Origin of the sequence: Streptomyces sp. NPDC008092 (assembly GCF_042957285.1) — a bacterium.
Taxonomy (GTDB): Bacteria; Actinomycetota; Actinomycetes; order Streptomycetales; family Streptomycetaceae; genus Streptomyces.
In genome coordinates this window covers 420330-444355 of sequence record NZ_JBIBHY010000007.1, presented here as the reverse complement: position 1 = coordinate 444355, position 24026 = coordinate 420330, and the positions used below count along the sequence as shown (strand labels likewise).

The 24026-nt window shown below is 72.3% G+C and carries 19 protein-coding genes and 1 pseudogene; 6 read left to right on the top strand and 14 right to left on the bottom strand.

Annotation, left to right across the window (positions count from 1 at the left end; translation table 11 throughout):
- Positions 1-145 precede the first annotated feature (145 nt).
- Entirely contained in the window at positions 146-1153 is a 1008-nt protein-coding gene (locus ACFZB3_RS24995) for a substrate-binding domain-containing protein (protein ID WP_391378882.1), read from the top strand.
- A gap of 99 nt (positions 1154-1252) precedes the next feature.
- On the opposite strand, the gene ACFZB3_RS24990 is transcribed toward ACFZB3_RS24995, so the two are convergent.
- Genes ACFZB3_RS24990 through ACFZB3_RS24980 form a run of 3 tightly spaced genes read right to left on the bottom strand, consistent with a single transcriptional unit; the run spans position 1253 to position 7038 of the window.
- On the bottom strand, positions 1253-2803 hold the full coding sequence (locus tag ACFZB3_RS24990) for an alpha-L-fucosidase (protein WP_391378608.1): 1551 nt from the start codon (positions 2801-2803) through the stop codon (positions 1253-1255).
- A 16-nt stretch (positions 2804-2819) separates the two neighbouring features.
- Entirely contained in the window at positions 2820-4670 is a 1851-nt protein-coding gene (locus tag ACFZB3_RS24985; protein WP_391378606.1) for a family 20 glycosylhydrolase, read from the bottom strand.
- Complete coding sequence (locus ACFZB3_RS24980; protein WP_391378880.1) at positions 4663-7038, bottom strand: alpha-L-fucosidase; 2376 nt, start codon at positions 7036-7038, stop codon at positions 4663-4665. The genes ACFZB3_RS24985 and ACFZB3_RS24980 overlap by 8 nt, the downstream gene beginning before the upstream one ends.
- Positions 7039-7294: 256 nt before the next feature.
- Between ACFZB3_RS24980 and ACFZB3_RS24975 the strand changes: the two genes are divergently transcribed.
- Positions 7295-8635, top strand: a complete 1341-nt coding sequence (locus tag ACFZB3_RS24975; RefSeq protein WP_391378604.1) for an amidase family protein — start codon at positions 7295-7297, stop codon at positions 8633-8635.
- Positions 8636-8757: 122 nt separating this feature from the next.
- Here the strand turns inward: ACFZB3_RS24975 and ACFZB3_RS24970 are convergent, their stop codons facing one another.
- The 3 genes and pseudogenes from ACFZB3_RS24970 to ACFZB3_RS24960 form a co-directional block, all read right to left on the bottom strand.
- On the bottom strand, positions 8758-9261 hold the full coding sequence (locus tag ACFZB3_RS24970) for an aromatic amino acid lyase (protein ID WP_391378602.1): 504 nt from the start codon (positions 9259-9261) through the stop codon (positions 8758-8760).
- Positions 9262-9316: 55 nt separating this feature from the next.
- Positions 9317-9415, bottom strand: a pseudogene (locus ACFZB3_RS24965) (Rieske 2Fe-2S domain-containing protein); the annotation flags it as partial.
- 193 nt (positions 9416-9608) lie between these two features.
- Positions 9609-10190: a TetR family transcriptional regulator gene (locus ACFZB3_RS24960; protein WP_391378600.1), complete on the bottom strand. Its 582-nt coding sequence runs from the start codon at positions 10188-10190 to the stop codon at positions 9609-9611.
- Positions 10191-10291: 101 nt separating this feature from the next.
- Between ACFZB3_RS24960 and ACFZB3_RS24955 the strand changes: the two genes are divergently transcribed.
- Positions 10292-11275 (top strand): aldo/keto reductase, encoded by a 984-nt coding sequence (locus tag ACFZB3_RS24955; protein ID WP_391378598.1) that lies wholly within the window; start codon positions 10292-10294, stop codon positions 11273-11275.
- 128 nt (positions 11276-11403) lie between these two features.
- Positions 11404-12360 (top strand): SDR family NAD(P)-dependent oxidoreductase, encoded by a 957-nt coding sequence (locus ACFZB3_RS24950; protein WP_391378596.1) that lies wholly within the window; start codon positions 11404-11406, stop codon positions 12358-12360.
- Between the two features lies 1 nt (position 12361).
- Here the strand turns inward: ACFZB3_RS24950 and ACFZB3_RS24945 are convergent, their stop codons facing one another.
- Both ACFZB3_RS24945 and ACFZB3_RS24940 read right to left on the bottom strand, forming a co-directional pair.
- Positions 12362-12844, bottom strand: a complete 483-nt coding sequence (locus tag ACFZB3_RS24945) for a GNAT family N-acetyltransferase (protein WP_391378593.1) — start codon at positions 12842-12844, stop codon at positions 12362-12364.
- Between the two features lie 58 nt (positions 12845-12902).
- On the bottom strand, positions 12903-13076 hold the full coding sequence (locus tag ACFZB3_RS24940) for a hypothetical protein (protein ID WP_189267454.1): 174 nt from the start codon (positions 13074-13076) through the stop codon (positions 12903-12905).
- 485 nt (positions 13077-13561) lie between these two features.
- On the opposite strand from ACFZB3_RS24940, the gene ACFZB3_RS24935 reads away from it, so the two are divergent.
- Both ACFZB3_RS24935 and ACFZB3_RS24930 read left to right on the top strand, forming a co-directional pair.
- Positions 13562-13942, top strand: coding sequence for a hypothetical protein (locus tag ACFZB3_RS24935; protein WP_391378590.1), 381 nt, complete (start codon positions 13562-13564; stop codon positions 13940-13942).
- 25 nt (positions 13943-13967) lie between these two features.
- Positions 13968-14738 carry a glucose 1-dehydrogenase gene (locus tag ACFZB3_RS24930; RefSeq protein ID WP_391378588.1) on the top strand — a complete coding sequence of 257 codons (771 nt, stop codon included), beginning with the start codon at positions 13968-13970 and terminating at the stop codon, positions 14736-14738.
- Between the two features lie 188 nt (positions 14739-14926).
- Here the strand turns inward: ACFZB3_RS24930 and ACFZB3_RS24925 are convergent, their stop codons facing one another.
- The 6 genes from ACFZB3_RS24925 to ACFZB3_RS24900 form a co-directional block, all read right to left on the bottom strand.
- A complete protein-coding gene (locus ACFZB3_RS24925) occupies positions 14927-16453 on the bottom strand; it encodes an SDR family NAD(P)-dependent oxidoreductase (RefSeq protein ID WP_391378587.1) in 1527 nt (508 codons plus the stop codon).
- Positions 16454-16556: 103 nt separating this feature from the next.
- Entirely contained in the window at positions 16557-17891 is a 1335-nt protein-coding gene (locus ACFZB3_RS24920) for a wax ester/triacylglycerol synthase family O-acyltransferase (RefSeq protein ID WP_391378585.1), read from the bottom strand.
- 146 nt (positions 17892-18037) lie between these two features.
- Complete coding sequence (locus tag ACFZB3_RS24915) at positions 18038-20371, bottom strand: GH92 family glycosyl hydrolase (RefSeq protein WP_391378584.1); 2334 nt, start codon at positions 20369-20371, stop codon at positions 18038-18040.
- 146 nt (positions 20372-20517) lie between these two features.
- Positions 20518-21738: a glucose-1-phosphate adenylyltransferase gene (glgC, locus tag ACFZB3_RS24910; RefSeq protein WP_391378582.1), complete on the bottom strand. Its 1221-nt coding sequence runs from the start codon at positions 21736-21738 to the stop codon at positions 20518-20520.
- A gap of 104 nt (positions 21739-21842) precedes the next feature.
- Positions 21843-22994, bottom strand: a complete 1152-nt coding sequence (gene glgA, locus ACFZB3_RS24905) for a glycogen synthase (protein ID WP_391378878.1) — start codon at positions 22992-22994, stop codon at positions 21843-21845.
- Between the two features lie 38 nt (positions 22995-23032).
- Complete coding sequence (locus ACFZB3_RS24900; protein ID WP_391378876.1) at positions 23033-23842, bottom strand: (2Fe-2S)-binding protein; 810 nt, start codon at positions 23840-23842, stop codon at positions 23033-23035.
- Between the last annotated feature and the right edge of the window lie 184 nt (positions 23843-24026).

Genomic DNA, 24026 nt, shown 5'->3' with positions numbered 1-24026 from the left:
TGCTCAGCAAGGTGTTACGAGGGTATTGCGGTCGATCACTAATACGCTTTAGGGTGTTTGGACTCAAGCGCATTAGCAGATCGTCGTCCAGACCGAATGAGGAAGTGAGTTGGCGGAGAAACGCATCCCCGCGCGCCGGCCGACGATGAAGGACGTCGCGCGCCGCGCCGGCGTCTCCGAGAGCGCGGTCTCCTTCGCGCTCAACGGCCGCCCAGGGGTCTCCGAGACGACCAGGGCCCGGGTGCAGCGGGTGGCCGAGCAGCTCGGCTGGCGCCCCAGCACGGCCGCCCGCGCCCTCTCCGGCGAGGGCGCGGCCACCGTCGGCTTCGTCCTGGCCCGTCCCGCGCACTCGCTCGGCGTGGACTCCTTCTTCCTCCAACTGGTGTCAGGCATCCAGGAGGTGCTCGCCGAACGCCATCTCGGTCTGCTCTTCCAGATGGCGGAGGACGTGGCCGACGAGTGCGCGGTGTACCGCCGCTGGTGGGCGGAGCACCGCGTCGACGGCGTCCTGGTCGTCGACCCCCGCGCCGACGACCCCCGCCCCGACCTGCTCGACGAACTGGGCCTGCCCGCCGTGGTGATCGGCGGCGCACCCGACGAACGCCACCCCGGGCTGTCCACGGTCTGGGCGGACGACGCGGCCGCGATGGCGTCGGTGGTCGACGAGCTGACCCGGCTGGGCCACCGGCGCATCGTGCACATCGCCGGCCTGCCCGGCCTCGCGCACACCCAGCGCCGGATCCGCACCCTGCGCGCCGAGGCCGACCGCCGCGGCCTGTCCGAGGTCCACTCGGTCACCACCGACTACTCCGACGCCGAGGGCGCTGCCGTCACCCGCCGCGTCCTGCGGGCGGCCCCGCCCCCGACGGCCCTCATCTACGACAACGACGTGATGGCCGTGGCGGGTGTCGCGGCGGCGGCCGAACTCGGCTACTCCGTCCCCGACGACGTCTCCGTCGTCTCCTGGGAGGACTCGGCCCTGTGCCGCATGGTCAAACCCTGGCTCTCCGCCCTCTCCCGCGACAGCACGGAGTTCGGCCGCACGGCGGCCCGGGAACTGACGGCCCTGCTGGACGGGGGTGCGGCGCGGGCGGTGCGGGTGCCGGTGCCCCGGCTGACGGTTCGGGGCTCTACGGCACCCGCCCGTGGGTGAGCGCTCCGCTGGTCAGGCGGTTCGTTCACGGCGGGCCGGTGGGGGCTGGTCGCGCCCACGCGGCGAAGCCGCCGCATGTCGGATGCAGCCCCGCGCCCCTTACGGGGCGCTGTTCAGCGCCGACCGGAACAGCGCGAACTCCGCCAACCGCACCGTCCCCCGCGCCCCCGTGACCCGCACCCGCCACCTTCGGCCCCGCACCGGCCCGGCGAACCGCAGGATCCTGCTCGCGCCGACCGTCCCGGCCGCGGCCACCTGGGACCATCCTGCGTCCGTGTACGCCTCGACCACGAACCCCTCCGCCTGCTGCCCGTACCGGATGTCCTCCGCCAGCCGGACCCGGTCCACCTCCAGCTCCCGGCCCAGATCCACGGTCACGCCGCCCGGTGTCACCGAGCGCCGTGCGCCACGGGTCAGGTCCTCGGGCAGTTCCCGGTCCACGCGCTCGCGGAACTCGCGCAGCCGGGCCACGTCCGTGGCGTGCAGCAGGCCGTCCGTGTCCGGCGGGACGTTCAGGAGCAGGACGGCGTTGCGGCCGACCGAGCCGAAGTAGATCTCCGTCAGCTCGTCGACGGACTTGGGCTGTTGGCCGGCGTGGTAGAACCAGCCGTCCCGGATCGAGACGTCGCACTCGGCCGGCCACCACTGGAGGTAGTCGGTGTTCGGGTGGGCCGCGACCAGCGCGGCCCGGCTGCCCTCGTCGGCGGTGTCGTAGGACAGGGCCCAGTCCGTGCGGCCGTACTGGTTCTCCTTGACCGGGATGACGCTCCACTCGTCCTCGCGCGCCAGCCCGCCCTCGTTGCCGACCCAGCGCAGGTCGGGGCCGGTGACCGCGATCGCCGCGGCCGGGGCGAGGGAGCGGATCAGCGTGTACCAGCTGTCCCAGTCGTAGTCCTCGACCTTGTCGGGTGGGATGTGGCCCTGGGCGCCGTCGAACCAGACCTCGTCCACCGGGCCGTACTCGGTGAGCACCTCGTAGAGGGTGTTGAGCATGTGGGCGCCGTAGTCGGTGGCGTCCAGGGTGAAGGAGCGGGACGGGGAGCGGTCGTCGCCCGTCACCGGGGTCGGGATCGTGCGGGGCGAGCGCGCGCTGCCGTTGGCGTAGGCGCCGTGCAGGTACTGGTTCTCGTCGGCCGGGGAGAGGTAGACGCCGACCTTCAGGCCGTACCGGCGCATGGAGTCCGCGAAGGAGCGCAGGACGTCGCCCCGGCCGTCGCGCCAGCTGCTGCTCGCCACCGTGTGGCCGGTGTACCGGGACGGGTAGAGGACGAAGCCGTCGTGGTGCTTGACGGTGAGGATGGCGAGGCGGAAGCCGCCGTCGCGCAGGGCGCGGGCCCACTGGTCGGTGTCGAGGCCGGTGGGCTGGAAGACGTCCGGGTCCTCGTCGCCGGTGCCCCACTCCAGGCCGGTGAAGGTGTTCACGCCGAAGTGCAGGAAGGCGGTGCGCTCCAGGGCCTGCCAGGCGATCTGCCGTGCGGTGGGGCGGACCTGGGAGGCCTTGCGGACGAGGTCGGCCGCGGTGTCGTCGGGGCCGACCGGGATACGGGAGCGGTCGGTGTCCGCGGTGGCGGCGGCCGGGAGGGCCGGAAGTCCGGCCGTCATCGCCGCGGCCGCCGCCGAGGTGACGAAGAGGCGTCTGGAGAGGTCCATGGGCGTGCTCCTCGGGTCAGGAGAGGTGCCAGAGGGCGGGGGTGCGCTGGTCGGGCGGGTACTGGACCACCCGGCCGTCGTCCGTCACGGTCAGCGCCATGCGGGTGATCGCGTCGATCAGGTGGTAGCCGTTCGCCTCGGGCGCCAGCTCCCAGCGCTGCAGGGTGTTCCGGCCGTCGCACGGCTCCCAGGTCGCCGCCACCCCGGGCTGGAGCGGGGCGTTGAGCGTGAGCTTGCCGCCGCGTATCTCCAGGCAGCCTTCGGCGCTGCGCAGGGTCGCGTAGCCGTCCGGGGTGCGGCGGACCTCCGCCCGGTAGGACACCCCGTCCGCCCGGAGGGTGTACGTCCCGTCCGGCACCGGCACCTTCGTCAGGTCCCGCCACCCCGGAGCGTGTCCGACCTCCGTACCGCGCGCCGTGAAACCCGCGTAGGTGGCGTCGGGATGCGGGTCGCCCCAGGTGGCCTGGGAGATGTGGCGCAAGGCGGGCCACAGTTCAGTGGCGACCTCGTTCTCCGTCTCGCCGCTGCCGTTGTCCGGCCAGAGGCTGATCTTCGCGCCGGTGATGCCGTCGGCGGAGGCGAGTTGCTCGCCCTCGAAGGAGCGCGGGTCCCAGCTCCGGTCGTACAGCGCCTCGGTGTCGCTGTGGAAGCCGCCGCGGACGAGGTAGAGGGAGTACGAGGCGTTCATCACCGCGTAGCCCTGGGCGATCAACTGACCCGGTTTGACCGCCACGTTCAGCCAGTGTTCGACCGTGGTTCCGGCGGCGACGGGGACGGTGTTGGCGCCGGTGAGGCCGTCGTTCCAGATGCGCAGGTGCCGTCCCTCGCCCGCCGCGTAGGCCTGGACGCGGTTGACGAAGTCCACGTAGGCGTCCTGCGGGGTGGCGTTCGGCCCGTACCTGCTCCGCGCGTAGGCGGCCATCTGGGGGTACTTGGCGTAGTCGGAACCGAGCATGTACTCGTCGGCGCCCATGTGCCAGGACTTCGCGGTGAAGACCTGGGCGTACTCGTCCATCAGGCTCGTGTAGTAGTCGAAGGCGGCCTGCCGGGTGACGTCGAGCCGGGCGGGCTGCTTGTTGCCGTCGGAGTCGGTCAGTTGCAGGTCGGGGCGGTTCTCGATCCACGGGTCCATGTGGCCCGGGGAGTTGATCTCCGGGATGATCTCGACGTGGTAGCGGTCGCCGAGGGCGACGAGGTGCCGTATCTCGTCCTTGGTGTAGTAGCCCCAGGTGTCGGCCTCGGGATGGGCGTCGCTCTTCACCTTCAGCTCCAGGAGCAGCTGGTTGAGCTTGTGGTACGCCATCTCGCGGACCAGGTTCTCCAGCCAGGGCAGGGAGACGTGGATGTAGCAGGCGCAGACGCCGACGCCCCGCTCGCGGTAGCGCGGCACGTCGGTCGTGTGCCCGGCGGGGATCCGGTCGCCCCGGGCGAGGAGCTGGAGGAGGGTGCGGGTGCCGTAGAACGCGCCGGTCTCGGTCGCGCCGGTGATCGACAGCCGTCGGCCGGCGGCGAGTTCGTAGCCCTCGGTGCCCAGCGTGGGCCGTGCCGACGGGCGGACGTCGATGACGACGTCACCGGGGCGGGTGGCGCCGCCTCCGGCGACCGGGACCACGCCGTGCCCGGCCGCCCGGAGGTCCTCGGCGAGGGTATGGGCGACCCTGCGGCCGGCCACGTCCGAGGCGACGAGACGCGTACCGGCGCCGAACGCGTAACTCCCCGGTGCCGAAGTCCAGTCGGTCAGTGCGGGCACGGTGACGGGCGGGGCCGCCTGCCGCTCCTGGGCCACCGCCGAGGTCGGCGCCGCCAGCAGGGTCAGCGCTGCCACGGCTCCGAGGAGCCGCGGCAGCCGGTGCCTGACCTCACGCATGCCACTCCACCTTGAACACCCACGCATGCCGGCCCGCCCTGCGAGCCGCCTCGGGCACGTCGATCACCAGGGCCCCGTTGGTGAGGGTCCAGGTCAGTGGCCGGCCGTGGCCGAGCATGGTCACCTTGTCGCCGGCCCGGACCGGTACCGGGGCCTCGACGGTGAGCCTGGCCCCCGGCCGGGTGAGGGAGTGGATGTAGAAGGCCTCGTCCGGGCGGACCGTGAACCTCAGGTCGTCGCCGAGCTGGGCCGTGCGCGACCAGTACGTGGTGCCGTAGATCGCCTCGCCGTTGACGGCGAGCCAGGCGCCGGTCTCGCGCAGCCGGGTCTGCATGATCTCCGGGATGGTGCCGTCGGCGCGCGGGCCGATGTCCAGGAGGAAGTTGCCGTTCTTGGAGACGATGTCGACGAGGCTGTGCACGACCTCCTCGGCGGTCATGTAGGCGTCGTCCGGGGTCTCCCGGTTGTAGCCGTAGCTGCGGGGGTCCAGGCCCCGGCTGGCCTCCCACTTGGCGACGACCGTGTCGGCGTACGTCGTGTACTCGGGCGTGGTGTAGTCGTGGAACCCGATGCCCGAGCGGTCGTTGACGGTCACGTCGACGGGACGGGCGCGGTTCTTGGCGTGGTTGAAGTACTCGGCGAGGACGTGGACGCTGTCGTTGGCGCCGCCGATGTCGCACCAGATGATCTCCGGGTCGTAGCCGTGGATCAGTTCGAGCAGCTGCGGGGCCTGGAAGTCCCTCACATAGTCCTTGCCCGCGGTGTACCCGGTGTACGGCAGCGGCTCCAGCGTGTACGGGTTGCGCGGGGCGTGGCCCATCCAGGGGTTGTCGGGGTTGAACCACTCGGGCATGGAGAAGTACAGGCCGCGGTGGAGTTCGGGCGCGTACCTGCGGGACGCCTCGAACAGCTCCCTGACCAGGTCCCGTTTCGGGCCCAGTTGAACGGCGTTGCGGCCGGAGACCTTGGTGTCCCAGAGGGCGAAGCCCTCGTGGTGCTTGGAGGTCAGGACATGGTACTGGGCTCCGGCGTCCCGGAACAGCTCCACCCAGGCACGCGGGTCGAACTTCTCGGCCGTGAAGCGCGGGATGAAGTCGTCGTAGGCGAAGTCCGCGCCGTAGGTGTCCCGGTGGTAGGCGTACGTCGGGTTGTTCGGGTCCTGCATCTGGTCCCAGTACCACTCGGCGTACTGCACCCCGACCGGTGCCCAGGCCGGCACCGAGTAGACGCCCCAGTGGATGAAGATGCCGAACTTGGCGTCGTTGAACCAGTAGGGCGCCCGGTGACCGGCCAACGAGGTCTCGGTGGGCTGGTAGTCGGCGGTGCCGAGCGTCAGTGTGCGCCGGTTCGCCGCGACCTGGGTGCCGCGGCCGTGGACGGTGACCGTGCCGTCCTGCTCGGTGCCGGGCGCGGTGCCCGTGCGGTTGCGGATGCCGACGCGGACGCGGGCCTGTTCGCCGGGGTCGAGGCGGCGGATGCGGGCCGGCTGCACGGTGCGGGCGCCGGGGACGTCGACGCGTACGGACACCGCGTCGTCGGCCAGGATCGCGACGGTGCCCGCGTTGACGACGGTGGCCTCGACGCTCTGGGCGCCGGTGGCGTCGAGCAGGGAACTGGTGGACCGGGAGTCGCGCAGGGCCAGCGCCCGTCCCTGGGCGACGGGCTGGAGGGAGAGCGCGAAGACGTGCAGGGCGGTCCTGCCGGCCTGTGCCGGGTTGGTGACCGGCAGGGTGAGGGCGACGGCCTCACGCTGCGGGTCGATCCACACCTCGGAGGTGCCGATCCCGACGCTGTGCGCGTCCTTGCCGCCGTCCGGCTGGTAGCGGTACGGCGCCGACAGGGGCCCGCCCACCGAGTACCAGTCGCCGCCGCTCAGGCCGCCGGTGCTGGTCGTGCCGTCGGCGTAGTGGACGGTGGCCGTGCCGGAGGCGTTGCCGTAGCTGCCGGCGGTGAGGAAGAGGGCCGACAGGTAGCGGCCCTTGGGGAGGTCCAGGCGCTGGCCCAGCGCGACGACGTTGTTCCCGGCGCCCGCCGTGGCGGCCGGGAAGTCGAAGGGGATGCCGTCGACCTCGACGCGGCCGGCCGGGAGTTCCTCGCCCGGGAACGTGTAGCCGGAGCCGTCGAAGTCACCGCCCCGGGCGGCTGCCGTGTCGATGCCATCGTTGTCATAGAGGGAGTCGAGCGGTACGGGCACGGGGTCGGGGACGGGTACCCAGGTCGACTCGGCCCCCGCTTCGGCCCCCGCTTCGGCCTGTGCGTCGGCCGCCCCGGCGGCGTGCGCCCGGGCGGGTACGGCCAGGGGCAGGGCGGCCGCCGCGGCGGTGCCCGCCGCGATCCCCAGGGCCTGGCGTCTCGGAAAAGGAGACATGCTCATTGCGCGGCTCCATTCATCGGATGTCTGATGATTGAGCGGGCCCAGAGACCTGTCAATGGGGCGTGCATGAACGGGAGTTGACCCAGTGATCGGATGACCTGCGGAGAGCACACCGGTACCACCGGCCGCCGCGCGGCGGACCCGGCCGGCAGGAGCAGCGGCCGGGACTCTCGACGTGGCGCCCGCGGCCGGGCAGAGTGCCCTTTCGTACCGACGAGTAAGCAGCATTCCCGCACCCCGAGGAGCGCCCGTGACCGACTGGACCGGCCGGACCGCCGCCGAGATCGCCGCCGCCGTACGCGAGAAGCGGGTCACTCCCCGGGAGGTGGTGACCGCGCACCTGGAGCGGATCGCCCGGCTGGACGGGCGGATCGGCGCGTTCCGCAAGGTTCGGGCGGAGGCGGCGGCCGAGGCGGACGAGGTCGCGGCCCGCGCCGACCTCGCCGAACTCCCCCTCGCCGGGGTGCCGTTGGCGGTGAAGGACAATCTGGCCGTGCGCGGCGAGGCACACCTGGACGGTTCGGCCGCGATGCCGGACACGCCCGCCGACGCGGACCATGTCACCGTGGCACGGCTGCGGGCGGCGGGCGCGGTGGTCATCGGGCTGACCAACGTGCCCGAGCTGTGCGTCTTCGGCACCACCGAGGGCGCTCACGGCATCACCCGCAACCCGTGGGACACCGGGCGCAGCGCGGGCGGCTCCTCCGGCGGCAGCGCAGCCGCGGTCGCCGCCGGGCTGGCGCCGCTCGCCCTCGGCAACGACGGCATGGGCTCGCTGCGGATCCCCGCGGCCAACTGCGGTCTGGTCACCATCAAGCCGGGGTTCGGCGTGGTGCCGGCCGGGATCGGCAACGGCGACTGGTTCGGCATGTCGGAGAACGGGCCGCTGGCGACCACCGTGGCGGACGCCCGGCTGATGCTCTCGGTACTGGCGGAGAAGGAGTTCGGGGGCGCCGGACAGCGCACCCCGCGGAAGATCGCCGTCTCGCTGCGCAGCCCGCTGGTCGGCGTGACCGTCAGCAGACCGTATACGAACGCGGCGACGGAGGCGGCCGGGCTGCTGGCCGGCACCGGACACGAGGTGCGTCGCGCCGAGCCGCCGTACCCGGCGTCGATCGGTGTCACCGCGATCCGGCACTGGACCGCCGGGACGGCCGTGGACGCGGCCGGCCTGGACCCCGCCCTGCTGGCCCGGCGGACCCGGGTGCACGCGGCCATCGGGCGCCGCTTCCTGCACGGGGTGCAGGTGGGCGACGCCCGCGAGCGGCTGCGCGCCCGGCTCGCCCCGTTCTTCGCCGAGTACGACGTGCTGCTCACCCCGGCCCTGGCCCGGCACGCCCCGAAGGCGGCCCCCTGGCACGAGCGGGGCTGGTTCCGCAACGCCCTGGCCGGTTCCAACTACTCCCCCCTGACCCCGGCCTGGAACCTCACCGGCTGGCCGGCGATGTCGGTCCCGTTCGGCACCCTGCCCTCGGGCGCGCCCTGCGCCGTACAGCTGGTGGGCCGGCCGGGGTCGGAGGCGGTCCTGCTGGAGGTGGCCCAGCAGCTGGAGACGCTGCGGCCGTGGCAGCGGGTGGCGCCGGTCGGCTGAGCTCGCCGCCCGAGGTGCCGAGGCGGGCCGTCGGCCGTCCGCGGCACCGTCGTGGCCGGTCGCGCAGTTCCTCCCCCGGCCTTCGGCCGGCGGTACCCCCAGCGCTCCAAAGGGGCGCTGCCTCAGGGGGTGAGCAGTTCGCCGAAGGCGCCCGAGCGGATCAGGTCCACCACGGCCGCGATGTCCGCGTCCATCCGCCGGTCGGTGCCGACGAACGGCGCGCGGGCCCGGACCAGCTCGTACGCGGCCCGGGTCCGCGACGCCATGAGCTCGGCCCCGCGCAGGTCCAGCGCCTGGCAGGCGGTGAGCAGGTGGATCGCCACGACCTCCTCCACCAGCCCGACGACCGTACGCGCGTCACGGGCCGCGATCGGCGCCATGCTGACCTTGTCCTGGTTGTGAGCCTCCATGGACCGGGAGAACACACTGGCCGGGTTCGTGCCCTTCAGCGCCTCCGCCGTGACGGCCGGGCACGCCAGCTGCATGCCCTTGAAGCCGTGGTGCAGCCCGGCCTCCCAGGAGTCCTGCTCCGCGGGGACGATCAGGTTGATCGAGTAGCGGTCCTGGATGCTGCGGCGCAGGTGCTGGAAACCGGCCTCGTCGAGCGGTTCGTTCAGGTCCAGCACCTGGCTGTGCGGGAGGGCGAGCCGGGAGTCGGCCGGCAGCTGTGCGATCAGCTCGCGACAGGGCGGCGCCGCGGTGCGGACAGCGGTCGGCGAGCACGTGCACGCTCCCGTCCGCCTGCCGGAAGAGCGCCAGGTCCTCGCCGAGGAGCCGGACCTTGCGTACGTCGGGGGCCGAAGCTGGTCAACACGGTGTTCTTGTCAGGGGACAGCATGAGGTTCCTCCGCCTCGCGAAGAATCAGGCAGAGGAGGCTACGGGCACCACGGTTGCGTGGTTCACGGGATTTCTGCGGCTCGTGGTGTCCCTGGGAGTGCCTCTGGAAGTACTCCGGAAGTGCTCCCGGAGCGGCTACGACCGCTTCGGCTCGGTCATCCGGCGGGCCGTCTCCACGACCGCCGCGCGGTGCAGGGCGAGCCGCTCCGCAGGCCAGGACTCGCCGGCCTCCTTGGGGTCGACGCCCTCGGCGGCCCAGAACCAGGCCTGGGCCGCGGCCAGCACCATGGTCAGGAGGTCGTCGGGGGCCATGGCCGCGTCGAGGTCGCCGCGCTGCTGCGCCTCGGCCACCAGGGCCGCCTTGTTCCGGAACGCGTCCTGTTCGAGTCCGGTGGCGGAGGGGCGCTCCAGCAGCTTCCACAGTCGCAGGCGCATCAGGTCCGGCCGGGCGACCAGATGGTCGAAGATCGCGCCGGCGTATCCGGGCAGGTCCTCGACGTCGAACGGTACGGACTCCGCACCCGCCGTCATCGCCCGCGTCAGCACCTCGTCGAAGAGCTGCTCCTTGTTGCCGAAATAGACGTAGATCAGCCGCTTGTTGGCCCCCGCGGCCTCGGCGATCCGGTCCACCCGGGCACCGGCGATGCCGTAGGCGGCGAATTCGCTGAAGGCCGCGTCGAGCAGCCGGGCCTTGGTGGCGCTGGAATCCCGTGACATGACCACTACCCTACCAAGTAACTATCTAGTTATTGACATGACCGGAGGCCGGGGTTACGGTCAAGGTATCTATCCAGTTAGTTATGGAATCGAGGAACCCCATGGAACAGCGCGCACTGGGCGGCCAGGGCCTGACCGTCGGCGTCCAGGGCCTCGGCCTCATGGGCATGAGCGCCTTCTACGGCGCCACCGACGAGACCGAGTCGCTGGCCACCGTCGACCGGGCGCTGGAGCTCGGCGTCACCCTGCTGGACACCGCCGAGAGCTACGGCCCCTTCGTCAACGAGCAGCTGCTCGGCAAGGCACTGGCCGGGCGCCGGGAGTCCGCCGTGGTCGCCACCAAGACCGGCGTGGAGATCACCGACGACGGCCGGGTGGTCGGCCTGAACGGCACGCCGAAGTACGTGCGGCACGCCCTCGACCGGTCGCTGCGCCACCTCGGCACCGACCACGTCGACCTCTACTACCTGCACCGCATCGACCCCGGGGTGCCGATCGAGGAGACCGTGGGCGCGCTGGCCGAGTTGGTCGCCGAGGGCAAGATCCGGCACATCGGTCTCTCCGAGGCCTCCGCGGACACCATCCGGCGGGCCCACGCGGTCCACCCGGTCGCCGCCCTGCAGACCGAGTACTCCCTCTTCGAGCGCGGCATCGAGCACGACGGCGTCCTGGACACCCTCCGGGAGCTGAACATCGGCCTGGTCGCCTACTCCCCGCTGGGGCGCGGCTTCCTGTCCGGCGCGATCACCAGCCCCGACGACTTCGCCGCCGACGACTGGCGCCGTACCGACCCGCGCTTCCAGGGCGAGAACTTCCGGCGCAACCTCGACGTGGTCCGCGAGGTCCGCCGGCTCGCCGCCGGCAAGGGCGTCACCCCCTCCCAGCTGGCCCTCGCCTGGGTCCAGCGGCAGGGCGCGGTCGCCATCCCCGGCACCAAGCGCCGCCGCTACCTGGAGGAGAACATCGCCGCCACCGGGATCACCCTCACCGCGGAGGACCTCGCCGCCGTCGAGGCGGTCGCCCCGCACGGCGTGGTCACCGGCGAGCGGTACGCGCCGGAGCACATGGGGACCCTGAACGGCTGACCGCCGCCGTCCCCGCCCGCGGAGGGCCGGTCCCGGATCGCCGTCGGCGACTCGCGGGCCTCCTCCCGGTGATCAGGCCGGGGCGCACCCCGGCCGCACCCCCCACACATCCACAGGAGACACCTCTCATGTCCGTACCCCCGACCACGAGCGCCTTCGGCGCCACCACCACCGCCGCCGAGGTCATCGACGGCGTGGACCTGCACGGCCGACGGGCCGTGGTGACCGGAGCCAGCTCCGGCATCGGCGTGGAGACGGCCCGGGCGCTCGCCTCGGCCGGCGCCGACGTCACCCTGGCCGTACGCAACACCGAGGCCGGCGACCGCACGGCGGCCCGCCTGGCGGCGGAACTGCCGTCCGGGTCGGGCGAGTTGACCGTGGGGCGGCTCGACCTCGCCGACCGGTCGACCGTCGCGGCCTTCGTGGCCGGCTGGCAGGGCCCGCTGCACATCCTGGTCAACAACGCCGGTGTGATGGCCCCGCAGCAGGTCACCCGCACCTCCGACGGCCGCGAGCAGCAGTTCGGCGTCAACCACCTGGGGCACTTCGCCCTCACCACCGGCCTGCACCGGGCGCTGGCGGCGGCCGGCGGCGCCCGGATCGTCTCGGTCAGCTCCACCGGCCATCTCTTCTCCCCCGTCGTCTTCGACGACCTGGACTACCGGTTCCGCCCCTACGACCCGTGGACCTCCTACGGCCAGTCGAAGACCGCCAACATCCTGTTCGCTGTCGCCGCGGCCGAGCGCTGGGCCGACGACGGCATCACAGCCAACGCCCTGATGCCGGGCAACATCGCCGACACCAACCTGGCCCGGCACATGGACCTGCGGCAGATCGAGGAGTTCATCGCCTCGGGCGAGATCGCGCTGCCGCCGCAGAAGACGGTGGCGCAGGGCGCCGCGACCTCGGTGCTGCTGGCCGGCTCGCCGACCGTGGCGGGCGTCAGCGGCCGCTACTTCGAGGACTGCGCGCAGGCCGAGCCGGTCACCGGGCGGGCGGGTGCCGTCGGCGGGGTCGCGCCGTACGCCCTGGACCGGGACAACGCGGCCCGGCTGTGGCACGTGTCCGAGGCGCTGCTCGGATAGGTCACAGGGCGCGGTACATGATGTGCAGGCCGACCGGTCCGTGCTTCGGATGGTCGAAGGCCTGCGGGACCGTGCCGAGGATCGTGAAGCCGAGGGAGGTCCACAGGGCCACGGCGGGGTTGGTCTCGACGACGGCGTTGAAGACCATCGCCCGGTAGCCGTGCGCCCGGGCCTCGGCGAGGACGTGCTCGGCCAGCGCCCGCCCGATGCCCCGGCCGCCCTGATCGGGGTCGACCATGAAGCCGGCGTTGGCGACGCCCGCCGCGGGCCCCCCGTAGTTGGGGGTCAGGTAGGCGGAGCCGACGACGGCTCCGGTGGGGTCCTCGGCGACGTAGACACGCTTGGCCGGGCTCATCCACAGTGCGCGGGCCGCCTGCTCCGAGGTGTCGGGGTCCCATCCGTAGGTCTCGGCGGCGGCGACGATCCGGTGCCAGAAGGGCCAGATCTGCGGCCAGTCGGCCGCGGTGGCTTCTCTGATCAGCATGGGCGTGAGTCTCGCACGCCCATGCGCGTCGGCGATCGCGACGGGACCGACCTGCCGGTCAGTCCACGCTCGGCAGGATGTGGGGCTCGGCGAGATCCTCCTCGTAACCCGCGAGGCGGATCGGGGCGGACCGGGCCCACACGTCGAGGCTGCCGAGTTGTCCGGGCCGGCTGCCCGCGCGCTCCGTGCGTTCCTTGGGGCGCTGCTCGCGATTCGTCTTCTCCGGTGTCACCGCGCACTCCTTATGTGTCGGTCACCCTCGGGGCGTGCCGGACGGTCTGCGTTCCGGTGCCGGGCGCCCGCTCGGGTCTGGGTGGAAGGCCAGTTCGGACGCGGTGGCGCCGGTAACTCACAAGAGAGCAGGCCGCTGTCGACAGGCTCGTCCCGGGACGGACCGTGGGTGTGGGTGGGACCCCTTGTTGCTGTCCGTCCCCTACAGATTAACCAAATGAGCAGGGGTCCGCTCGATAGGGAGTGCAAACAAGGTGTAACTATCGCGAGTCGCTACGCACTTCGGCGACCTCTAAATGCACCTGTTCGTAACATAATGCCGCGTTTACGACTCACCCGCCCGGCCTGCGAATGCGAACACATCTTCGAACACGTAGACCGTCACCCCCTTCACAGGCTGTGCAGTTCAGGTTGCGTTGGCCGGGTCGAAAACTCGACATGATCCGATGGCGCAGGACAACGGCTGTCTCGCGGAAGGACTGACGCATGGAGCTGCGCAGCGTCGAGGAGCTGATGGATCTGCTGTACGCCTGCCGGCACCAGCGCGCGCTGCGCACCGCGGCACTGCTGCGCCGCAGCCGCCCCGCCGACAAGGAACTCCAGGTCGCGGGCCTGGTGCACGGCATCGAGGAACTGCTCGGCCCCGCCGACGGCGCCGCGCACGCGGTACGCCACCTGCTCGGGGAACGCGTCTACCACCTGGTCCGCGCGAACGGCACCACCACCACCGACGACGACGTACTGCGCCTGCGCCAGGCGGACGAGGAGAGCCGCACGGCGGGCTTCGACGCGGGCGTCCTGGAGGACTGGCGGACCGTCCTGGAACTGGTCGCCGCCCGCAACTCCCGCCTGGGGGCTGTCGACTGACGTTCCGTCATGAGACGGTACGGCGATGACGTCATCGTACGGAACGTCGTACGGGCTCCGGGGCCGGGGGGCCGTCGTCACCGGCGGCACCCGCGGCATCGGGCGCGCGGTCGCCGAGGCGCTCGCGGCGGCCGGTGCGCTGGTGTGCGTGAGCGCGCGGGACCCGGACGAGGTGCGGCGCACGGCCGCGGAGCTGGGCGGGGTCGGCCTGGCCGGCAGCGTCGCCGAGCCGGAGCACGCCCGGGAGCTGACCCGGCTGGCGCTGACCGAGTTCGGGCGGCTGGACGTCCTCGTCAACAACGCGGCGACCAACCGCCCCTACGGCCCGCTCATGGACGCCGACCTGGGGCTGTGGCGGGAGGCGTTCACGGTCAACGTGGAGGCCCCGCTGCGGCTGACGCAGTGCGCGTGGCGCGGCTGGATGCGGGAGCACGGCGGCTCGGTGATCAACATCTGCACGGAGGGCGCGACCCATGTCGGCCCCCACGTGGGTGCCTACGGCACCAGCAAGGCCGCGCTCCTGCACCTGACCCAGCAACTGGCGGGCGAACTGGCACCCCGGGTGCGGGTGAACTCGGTCTCACCGGGTCTGGTACGCACCGAGATGGCCCGCTTCATGTGGGAGCCGCGCGAGCAGGAGATCGCCGCCGGGCTGCCGCTGGGGCGGATCGGCGAGCCGGAGGACGTGGCGGCGGCCGTGCTGTGGCTGGCCTCGGACGCGGCGGAGTGGGTGACGGGAGCAGACCTGGTGGTGGACGGCGGCACCCGGGTACGAGCGGCGCGTATCCCTGACTGAAGGGGCGCAGGACTTCCCGACATGCGGCTGCAGCAGTGCCCTGGGGACGCGGGGCCGTTCCGATCTGCGGCTGCCGCCCTGTCGGCGCGACCAGCAGCATCTCGCGACGCCGCAGGCGCAACGCCCAGGGGCGCGGGGAACTGCGCGACCAGCCCCCACTCACCCGCACCCGCACGACCCGCCGAAACTCACCACCTACCCGGCGCGTAGTCCTTCAGGAAGACCCCGTACACGTCCTCGCCCTGCTCCCCGAGCACGATCGGGTCGTACACGCGCGCCGCCCCGTCGATAAGGTCGAGCGGCGCGTGGAAGCCCTCCTCGGCCAGCCGCAGCTTGTCGAAGTGCGGCCGCTCGTCGGTGATCCACCCCGTGTCGACGGAGGTCATGAGGATGCCGTCGGTCTGGAACATCTCCGCCGCGCTGGTCCGCGTGACCATGTTCATGGCGGCCTTGGCCGCGTTGGTGTTGGGGTGCCCGGCGCCCTTGTAGCCGCGGCCGAAGACGCCCTCCATCGCCGAGACGTTGACGACGTACGACCGGCCGCGCGCCGCCTTCTTCGCGGCCGCGGCCATGGCCGGCCGGAGCGCGCTGATCAGGATGAACGGCGACGTGTAGTTGCAGAGCTGGGTCTCCAGCAGTTCGACCGGGGAGATCTGGTCGATGGTCTGCACCCACGTGTTGGTGTCGACGACGTCGGGGACGAGGCCGCCCGCGTCGATGGCGGTGCCGTCGAGGTGCCGGGCCACGCTGGCGTTGCCCGCGACGAGGGCGAGGTCGGCGACCTGCTGCGCGTCGAGGCCGCTGGTACCCAGCGGCAGCGCGGCGAGGCCGTCGACGGCTCCGGAGTTGAAGGCGCCGATGACCTGGTGGGCGGGGAGCTCGCCGGCGGGCAGCGGGGCGCTCTCGCCCTCGACCAGGGCCGCGTACGCGGCGGGCAGCCGTCGTACGGTCTGGGTCGCGTTGTTGATCAGGATGTCGAGCGGGCCCGCCGCGCCGACCTGCTCCGCGAGGGCGACGGCCTGCGCCGGGTCGCGCAGGTCGATGCCGACGACCTCCAGCCGGTGCAGCCAGTCCGCCGAGTCCTCCATCGCCTTGAACCGGCGGATGGCGTCCTTCGGGAAGCGGGTGGTGATGGTCGTGTGGGCTCCGTCACGCAGCAGCCGCAGCGCGATGTACATGCCGATCTTGGCGCGGCCGCCGGTGAGCAGGGCGCGCTTGCCGGTCAGGTCGGCGCGGGCGTCGCGCTTGGCGCGGTTCAGCCGGGCGCAGTCCGGACAGAGCTGGTGGTAGAAGTAGTCGACCTCGACGTAGCGGGTCTTGCAGGTGTAGCAGGACCGCGGGCGCTGGAGTATCCCCGCGACCCTGCCCTCCTCGGTCCGGGAGGAGGGCAGCAGGCCCTCGGTCTCGTCGTCGATGCGCTCGGCGGAGCCGGTCGCGGTGGCCTCGGTGACCGCCTTGTCGTGGGCGGTCTTGGCGGCCCGGCGCTCCTGGCGGCGGCGCTGCTTGACCGTGCGGTAGACGCCGGCCGTGGCCCGGCGCACCGCGATGGCGTCCGGGTGGTCGACCTCCAGTGCGTCCAGCTCCGCGAGCACGCCGAGGCAGACGGCGAGCCGCTCCGGGTCGATGCCGGGGCCGTGGACCACGGCCCCGTCCACGGCCTCGTCCACGGTCCGCACCGCGTCCTCGGCCGCCGGGCCGTCCTGTGTCACCGTCATCGTGCTGCCGCTTCCCTGGTCCACCAGCGGCGCTCCGACTCGCGCCCGCTTTCGAACCGGGAATTTTACGGAGCGCCGGGCGATACCTCCAAACCCGACCGGATCATGGATCGCAGACCGCGATCAGCGAGTCCACCTCGTCGGTGACCGCGCGGGCCAGCACGTCGAGGTCGGGGACGGCGCTCGCGTCGGCGACCAGGCCGTAGTGGACGTGGTTGCGGTACGTGGAGATGGCGACCGCCAGGGACTGGCCGGGCGCGAGCGGGGCCAGCGGGTAGACGGCGGTGAGCGGGTGGCCGCCGAGGCGCAGGCCGACGCCGGGCAGCGGCACGCTGGTGACCAGGATGTCGAACCAGAGCCGGGCGGCCTGGCCGACGAGCGGCCCGCCGAGCCGGTGCCCGAGCGCGGGCACGTGGTCGGCGAGCAGGGCGACGGCACCGGCGCCCCGGTTGGGGCCGGCGTCCTTGTTGCGGACCATCGCCGTGCGGACGCGGTCGAGGCGGGCGATCGGGTCCGGGTTGTCGACCGGGAGCCGTATCAGGTACCCGGAGAGCCGGTTGCCCTGTGGGGCCACGGTGCGCGGGCGGCGCTTGGAGACGGGGATCAGGGCACGCGGGGCGACGCCCTCGGTGCCGTCGCCGCGCTCGACCAGCCAGCGGCGCAGGGCACCGGCGACGACGGCGATCAGCACGTCGTTGACGGTGCCGCCGACGGCCTTGCGGACACGGTGCACGTCGTCGATGTCGAGGTCGACGCCGGCGATGCTCCGGGTACCGGTCGGCTCGGACTTCAGGGCGGCCGACGAGCTCACCCCGAGGGCGGACAGGGCGACCGAGGCACCGATGTCGAGGGCCCGGCCCACGTCGGAGAGGGCGCCGCGGACCAGCTCGGGCAGCCTGCGCACGTCGGGCAGCGCCAGCATCGGGCGCGGCGGCTCGATCGAGCGGGGGGCGCGCACCGGCAGGTCGAGCGGGTCCATGACGCCTGCGGCCAGCTTGAGGGCGCGCAGTCCGTCGGCGAGGGCGTGGTGGAACTTGAACAGCACGGCGAAGGACACCCCGTCCTCGCCGGGCAGCACATGCGCCTCCCACGGCGGCCGGCCGCGCTCCAGCGGACGCTCCATCAGCCGGCCGGCGACGGTCTGGAAGTCGGCGGTCGGGGCGTGCAGCCGGACGTGGTTCAGGGGGTCGAAGTCCGGGTCGGCCTCGCGGGCGGCGCTGCCGAACGCGAGCGGCTGCCAGACGTCCCTGATGCGCATGCGCAGTCCGGGCACGGCGACGGCCCGGGCCGCGAGCAGGTCGGCGGCGTGCGCGCCGGCCGTCGGCGAGTGCGCCGAGAACACCCCGAGCGCGCCGAGGTGCATCGGGTGTTGTTCGGACTCGATGTTCCAGAACGCCAGGTCGAGAGGAGCGAGCAGGTCAGCAGTCGCAGTCTTCAAAGGGGGTGCCTCGCGTTGACGGAGGGTGGATCAGCAGTCAAACGCCGACTCATTATTACGGTCAAGTACGATCACGCTACGCTCAGTTAACAGCAGATTAAGTCCCGCCTCCTCCGAAAGAGGCGGGACTCATGGGGCACCTGAGGTCACTTCAGCGCCGGCGGTCCCGCCTCGGGTGACGTACCCCACTCCGACGGGCGCGGGCCGACCGTGAACGCCAGTGACCGCAGGGAGCGCAGCGCACCGGTCGTCAGATAGGTACGGCCGTAGTCGCTTCCGTCGGTGCGGGCCCGCTGGATGTACCGGTGGCCGTCGGAGGTCCCCGGTGCGGTCACCGTGAACCCGCCGCTCGGCCAGAAGCGGCGGTCGAGGCGGACGTCGGCCCGGTCGAAGACGGGCGTGGACAGGCCCCAGGTGCCGTAGCCGGGCTGCACCGGGAAGAGGCCGAGGGACGACAGGACGTTCCAGGCCGACATGGTGCCGAGGTCGTCGTTGCCGGTCATCCCGGTCGGGCCGTCGGTGAACAGGGTCAGCGCCGCGTGCACCACGTCGGTGGTCTTCCAGGGCTGGCCGGTGGAGAGGTACGTGTACGGGGCGATCAGGTCGGGCTCGTTCATGGGGTTGTAGACGGCCGCGTTGTAGTAGGTGTACGCGTTGCCGTGCACCCACACCTCGCGGGCGGTCCTCCCCGGGTCGGCGAGCAGCCTGTCGTAGGCGAAGAAGGAGTCGAGCCGGGCGTTGGTGGCGCGTTCGCCGCCGATCAGGGAGATCACGCCGGGCAGGTCCTGCGGGACGAGCCACTGGTACTGCCAGGCGGTGCCCTCGTGGAAGCCGATGCCGCGGGCCGGGTCGGGGTTGCCGGTGAAGGCGCCGGCGGCGTCGCGGGCCCGGAAGAAGCCGGTGGAGGGGTCGAAGACGTTGCGGTAGTTCTGCGCCCGGGTGGCGTAGCGGGCCGCGTCCGCGCCGTGGCCGAGGTCCCGGGCCATCTGCCCGAGCATCGCGTCGGACAGCGCGTACTCCAGGGTGACGGAGGCACCGTGGTCGTAGTCGGAGTCGCCCACCTTGGTGTGCGGGCGGCCCTTCAGGTACGGCGCGAAGCCGTCGGCGAGGTACTCGGCGTTGGCCTCGCGGCCGACCCCGGCGTTGGCGGCCGGCGGCACGCCGTCGGCGTTCCTCCTCAGCGCCCGGTAGGCCCGCTCCTCGTACCCCTTGAGCAGGCCCAGCTGGTACGCGGTGGTCAGGAAGGGGGTGACCGGGTCGCCGGTCATGATGTTCGTCTCGACCGTGCCGTAGCCCCACTTGGGCAGCCAGCCGCCCTCCTCGTCGACCTTCAGCACCGACAGGGCCATGTCCCGGGCCTCGCGCGGGGCGAGCAGGGCGAGCGCCTGGGCCTGGGTGCGGTAGGTGTCCCAGAGCGACCAGTTCTGGTAGTAGGTGAACCCCCGGGCGCGGTGGATCCGGCGGTCCCAGCCGGTGTAGCGGCCGTCGGCGTCGCTGCCGACGTTGGGAGCGAGGAAGGTGCGGTACAGGGACGAGTAGAAGGTACGGCGCCGGGTCTCGGAGCCGCCCTGGACGCGGATGCCGCCCAGCCGCCGTTCCCAGGCGTCCCGGGCCTGCCGTCGCACCGTGTCGAACGAACGGCCGCCCTCGGCGCGCAGGTTGGCCCCGGCGCCCTGCGCGTCGACGTACGACAGGGCGGTGGTCGCCTCGACGGTGCGGTCCCGGGTGGTGTCGAAACGGACGTAGGCCCCGTCGGCTCCGGTACGCGAGCCGGGGGTGACCGTGGCGCCGTTCCAGGTGCCGTACGCGGTGAAGGGCCGGCTGAAACGGGTGACCGTGTAGACGGTGTAGGGGGCGGTCTCGCGGCAGAAGCCGTGGCCGGTGATCCTGGTCCGGACCGTGTGGTCGTCGAGGATCTCGACGTCGCTGCCGACCGGCTTGTGCAGCGCCTGGTGCGCGTTGAGCAGGACGTTCGCCCGGTCGGTGGCCGGGAAGGTGTAGCGCTGAACGCCGGTGCGGGCGGTCGCGGTCAGCTCGGCCGTCACGCCCGAGTCGAGGCCGACGCGGTAGTAGCCGGGGCCGGCCGCCTCGTCCGCGTGGTCGAACCCGGCGGCGTACTTCGCGTAGTCCGTCTGCGTGACGTCCCCGGTGGTGGGCAGCACGGGCAGGTCGCCGCCGATGGCGCAGCCGACGCCGGAGAGGTGGACCAGGGAGAAGCCGCGGATCCGGCGCTGGGTGTAGTCGTAGCCGGTGCTGTGGCCGGTGTCCGGGGAGAGCTGCACCATGCCGAAGGGCACGGCCGCGCCGGGAAACGTGTTGCCCTCGTCCTGGCTGCCGATGAAGGGGTTCACCAGATCGGCGAGGCGGCCGTCGGCCGGTTCGGCGGCCCCCGCGGCGGGGGCGGTGAGCAGCGCGGACGCCGCCAGCGCGGCGGCGAGGCACAGCCGGCTGCGCCGGAGAACCGCGGTGGTATGTGACATACCACTGGTCCCTCTCATGTCGGATGACCTCCGAAGCTCGACATTGCTGTCTGCATCGTGAGGGGAGAGAGCGCCAAAATCCGGCAAATGAGGGGTTTTCACTCGCAGCGCGTCGCGCCCGAGTTGGCACGCGCGCAGGTCAGGGGCTAGGAGACCAGCTGCCCCTTCCCCAGGCCGATGACCCCGCCCTTGGAGACGGTGTACAGCTCCGCGTCCCGGTCCGGGTTGACGCCTATCGTCGCGCCCGGCGGGACCTCGACGTTCTTGTCCAGGACAGCGCCGCGCACCACCGCGCCGCGGCCCACGATGACGTTGTCGTGCAGCACCGAGCCCTGGACCACCGCGCCCGGGTCGACCCGCACGCCCGGTGACAGCACGGACCGGGTGACCTGGCCGCGGATCAGGCAGCCGGCGCTGATGATGGACTCGCTCGCCATGCCGCCCGAGTTGAAGCGGGCCGGGGAGAGCTGGTTGGAGTGGGTGTAGATGGGCCAGCTGCGGTTGAACAGGTTGAACGCGGGCCGCTCGGCGATCAGGTCCATGTGGGCGTCGTAGTACGCGTCGAGGGTGCCGACGTCCCGCCAGTAGCCGCGGTCGCTCCTGGTCTCGCCGGGGACGTGGTTGGTGCCGAAGTCGTAGAGCTGGGCCTCGCCGCGGGCGGTGAGCTGGGGCAGGATCGAGCCGCCCATGTCGTGCAGCGAGTCGTCGTCCTCGGCGTCCCGGTGCAGGGCCTCCACCAGGGTCTTGGTGGTGAAGATGTAGTTGCCCATGGAGGCGAAGACGCAGTCCGGGGCGTCCGGCAGGCCCGGCGGGTCGGCCGGCTTCTCCAGGAAGGTCTCTATCGTCTGCCCGTCCGAGCCCGGGGTGATCACCCCGAACGCCGAGGACTCCGCGCGCGGGATGCGGATGCCCGCGACCGTGACCCCGGCGCCGCCCTCGATGTGCTGCTGGAGCATCTGCCGGGGGTCCATGCGGTAGACGTGGTCGGCGCCGAACACCGCGACGTAGTCGGGCTGTTCGTCGTGGACGAGGTTGAGGGACTGCAGGATGGCGTCGGCGCTGCCCAGGTACCAGCGCGGGCCGAGCCGCTGCTGTGCCGGGACCGGGGTGATGTAGTTGCCGAGCAGGCTGGACATCCGCCAGGTGGTGGTGATGTGCCGGTCCAGCGAGTGCGACTTGTACTGCGTCAGCACGCAGATGCGCAGCACGTCCGCGTTGACCAGGTTGGACAGCACGAAGTCGACCAGGCGGTAGGTACCGCCGAAGGTGACCGCTGGTTTGGCCCGGTCGGCTGTGAGCGGCATCAGGCGTTTGCCCTCGCCGCCGGCCAGCACGATCCCGAGTACCGAAGGTCCACCACGACGCATGGCCGCTCCCCTCACCCTGGTGCTCCATGCTTGCCCTGGGAGCACACCCGCTAAGCCTGCACCGGGATCGCGTCGAACAGGCGGCCTGTTCGTTACGCCTGTCGTTACGCCTGTTTGAGGATCTCCTCGTAGAGGCGGACCGTGCGCCGGGCCACCGCGTCCCAGCCGAACTCCCCGACGGCGCGCTCGCGTCCGGCCTCGCCCATCCGCCGGGCCGTCTCCCGGTCCCCGACCACGGCGTCCAGCGCCCGCGCCAGGTTGCCCTCGAAGTCGTCGTCCAGATCGACCAGCAGGCCGGTCTTGCCGTCGTCGACGACCTCGGGGATGCCGCCGACCCGGGACGCCACCACGGGCGTGCCGCAGGCCATCGCCTCCAGGTTGACGATGCCGAGCGGCTCGTAGACCGACGGGCAGGCGAACACGGCCGCGTGGGTGAGGAGTTGGATGACGTCGGCGCGGGGCAGCATCTGCGGGATCCAGTGCACGCCCTCCCGGACCCGGCTCAGCTCCGCGAACAGCTCGCGGAACTCCCGGTCGATCTCGGGCGTGTCGGGTGCCCCCGCGCACAGCACGACCTGTGCCGCCGGGTCGATGTCCCGTACCGCGCGCAGCAGATGGGGCACGCCCTTCTGGCGGGTGATGCGGCCGACGAACAGCACGTACGGGCGGCCCGGGTCGATGCCGATGCGGGCCAGGACGTCGGTGCCGGGGTCCGGGCGGTACAGGGCGGTGTCGATGCCGTTGTGCACCACGTGGACCTTCGCCGGGTCCAGGGCGGGGTAGCAGTCGAGGATGTCCGTGCGCATCGCCCCGGACACCGCGATCACGCCGTCGGCGGCCTCGATCGCGCTGCGCTCGGCCCAGCTCGACAGGGCGTAGCCGCCGCCGAGTTGCTCGGCCTTCCAGGGCCGCAGCGGCTCCAGCGAGTGCGCGGTCACCACGTGCGGGACGCCGTACAGCATCTTGGCGACATGGCCGGCGAGGTTGGCGTACCAGGTGTGGGAGTGCACGAGTTCGCGGCCTTCGAGGCCCGCGGCCATGGCCAGGTCCACGGAGAAGGTGCGCAGTGCGTCGTTGGCGGTGTCCAGGGCGGACCAGGGGCGGTGCCGGACGACGCCGACCCCGCGGCCCTCGCCCCAGCAGTGCACTTCGAGGTCGACCAGGGGCCGCAACTCACGGGCGAGGAACTCCACGTGAACACCCGCGCCGCCGTAGACGTCCGGGGGGTACTCCCGGGTCAGCAGTCCGACTCGCACCCGCAACCCCTCGCTCTCCACGGCCGGTTGTTCCATGGTCACCCAGATGCGGCGCGCGGGGAAGAGCGCGGTGGTTGTGTGAAACAACAGTCACCGCAGACCCCGCCGCCCGGTACCCGGTAGTAGAGACAGCAGCTGCGGCGCCGGAAGGCCAGGCCGGCGCGGGTGCCGGTGGCACTCAGCAGGGGGTGCGCGAAGAGCGCGTCGGCGAGGGCGCGGGTCCGGGCGGCCGCTTCCGTACGGTTGTTCGCGCGGGCCCAGCGGTCCAGTTCCCGTGCGGCACCGGCCAGCGCGGAGCCCGCGTTGCCCCAGAGCAGGCCGGCGGCGACGCCGTAGCGATCCCTCAGGGTCTCCCCCAGGGGTTCGAGATGGCCGTGTACGACGGCCTGCGCGACGGAGTCGGCGAGCGGGGCCGGACCGGTGCCGCCGGGCCGTGCGCGCACCTCGGTGAGCCAGAGGTCGTCGGGGGCGCCGGCGGCGGGGTCCCAGCGGAGCAGGCCGGGGTCGAGGTCGGGCAGGCGGCCGTAGCGGACGGCACAGCCGAGGGCGACGGACCAGAGCCGGGCGGCCAGCGCCTGGTGGGCGATGGAGGCGGCGACCCGGGGCTCGGCGGCGCCCAGACGCCCCGAAACGGTCTCGACACGGAAAGTCAGCGCATTCCCGTAAACATCCGATGTGTCTTTTTTATAGCTCTTTGCCAGAGTGCCGAGCCGACCGATCCGCGGCGCGTCGGCACCTCCTACCGCAGGTCGGACCGTGCGCAGGACGAAGAAGCCGCCGAGCGGACGGAGCGCGGCGAGATCGGGGTCCAGGTCCTCGAAGGGGTCCACGAACAGCAGTAGTACCAGGGTCCCCCGGATCGCGGGCCGAGGCCGCCTCCACCCGGCGGCCCCCACCCTGGGGATGATCAGGATCCCGTCGTACTCCATCGGTAGTAGGACCCATTAGGTGCTCAGGTACGACGACGGGAAGCACGCGGACGGGCAGAGTGTTGCTCATGGAAGCCGACCGATCACCGCGCGGGGCCAAGCG

What these genes read in the sequence shown, in the direction of transcription:
- ACFZB3_RS24995 (WP_391378882.1), top strand. Translation starts at nt 146, where the DNA reads ATGAAGGACGTCGCGCGCCGCGCCGGCGTCTCCGAGAGCGCGGTCTCC.
- ACFZB3_RS24990 (WP_391378608.1), bottom strand. Translation starts at nt 2,803, where the DNA reads ATGGACCTCTCCAGACGCCTCTTCGTCACCTCGGCGGCGGCCGCGGCG.
- ACFZB3_RS24985 (WP_391378606.1), bottom strand. Translation starts at nt 4,670, where the DNA reads ATGCGTGAGGTCAGGCACCGGCTGCCGCGGCTCCTCGGAGCCGTGGCA.
- ACFZB3_RS24980 (WP_391378880.1), bottom strand. Translation starts at nt 7,038, where the DNA reads ATGTCTCCTTTTCCGAGACGCCAGGCCCTGGGGATCGCGGCGGGCACC.
- ACFZB3_RS24960 (WP_391378600.1), bottom strand. Translation starts at nt 10,190, where the DNA reads ATGTCACGGGATTCCAGCGCCACCAAGGCCCGGCTGCTCGACGCGGCC.
- ACFZB3_RS24955 (WP_391378598.1), top strand. Translation starts at nt 10,292, where the DNA reads ATGGAACAGCGCGCACTGGGCGGCCAGGGCCTGACCGTCGGCGTCCAG.
- ACFZB3_RS24950 (WP_391378596.1), top strand. Translation starts at nt 11,404, where the DNA reads ATGTCCGTACCCCCGACCACGAGCGCCTTCGGCGCCACCACCACCGCC.
- ACFZB3_RS24945 (WP_391378593.1), bottom strand. Translation starts at nt 12,844, where the DNA reads ATGCTGATCAGAGAAGCCACCGCGGCCGACTGGCCGCAGATCTGGCCC.
- ACFZB3_RS24935 (WP_391378590.1), top strand. Translation starts at nt 13,562, where the DNA reads ATGGAGCTGCGCAGCGTCGAGGAGCTGATGGATCTGCTGTACGCCTGC.
- ACFZB3_RS24930 (WP_391378588.1), top strand. Translation starts at nt 13,968, where the DNA reads ATGACGTCATCGTACGGAACGTCGTACGGGCTCCGGGGCCGGGGGGCC.
- ACFZB3_RS24925 (WP_391378587.1), bottom strand. Translation starts at nt 16,453, where the DNA reads ATGACGGTGACACAGGACGGCCCGGCGGCCGAGGACGCGGTGCGGACC.
- ACFZB3_RS24915 (WP_391378584.1), bottom strand. Translation starts at nt 20,371, where the DNA reads ATGTCACATACCACCGCGGTTCTCCGGCGCAGCCGGCTGTGCCTCGCC.
- glgC (WP_391378582.1), bottom strand. Translation starts at nt 21,738, where the DNA reads ATGCGTCGTGGTGGACCTTCGGTACTCGGGATCGTGCTGGCCGGCGGC.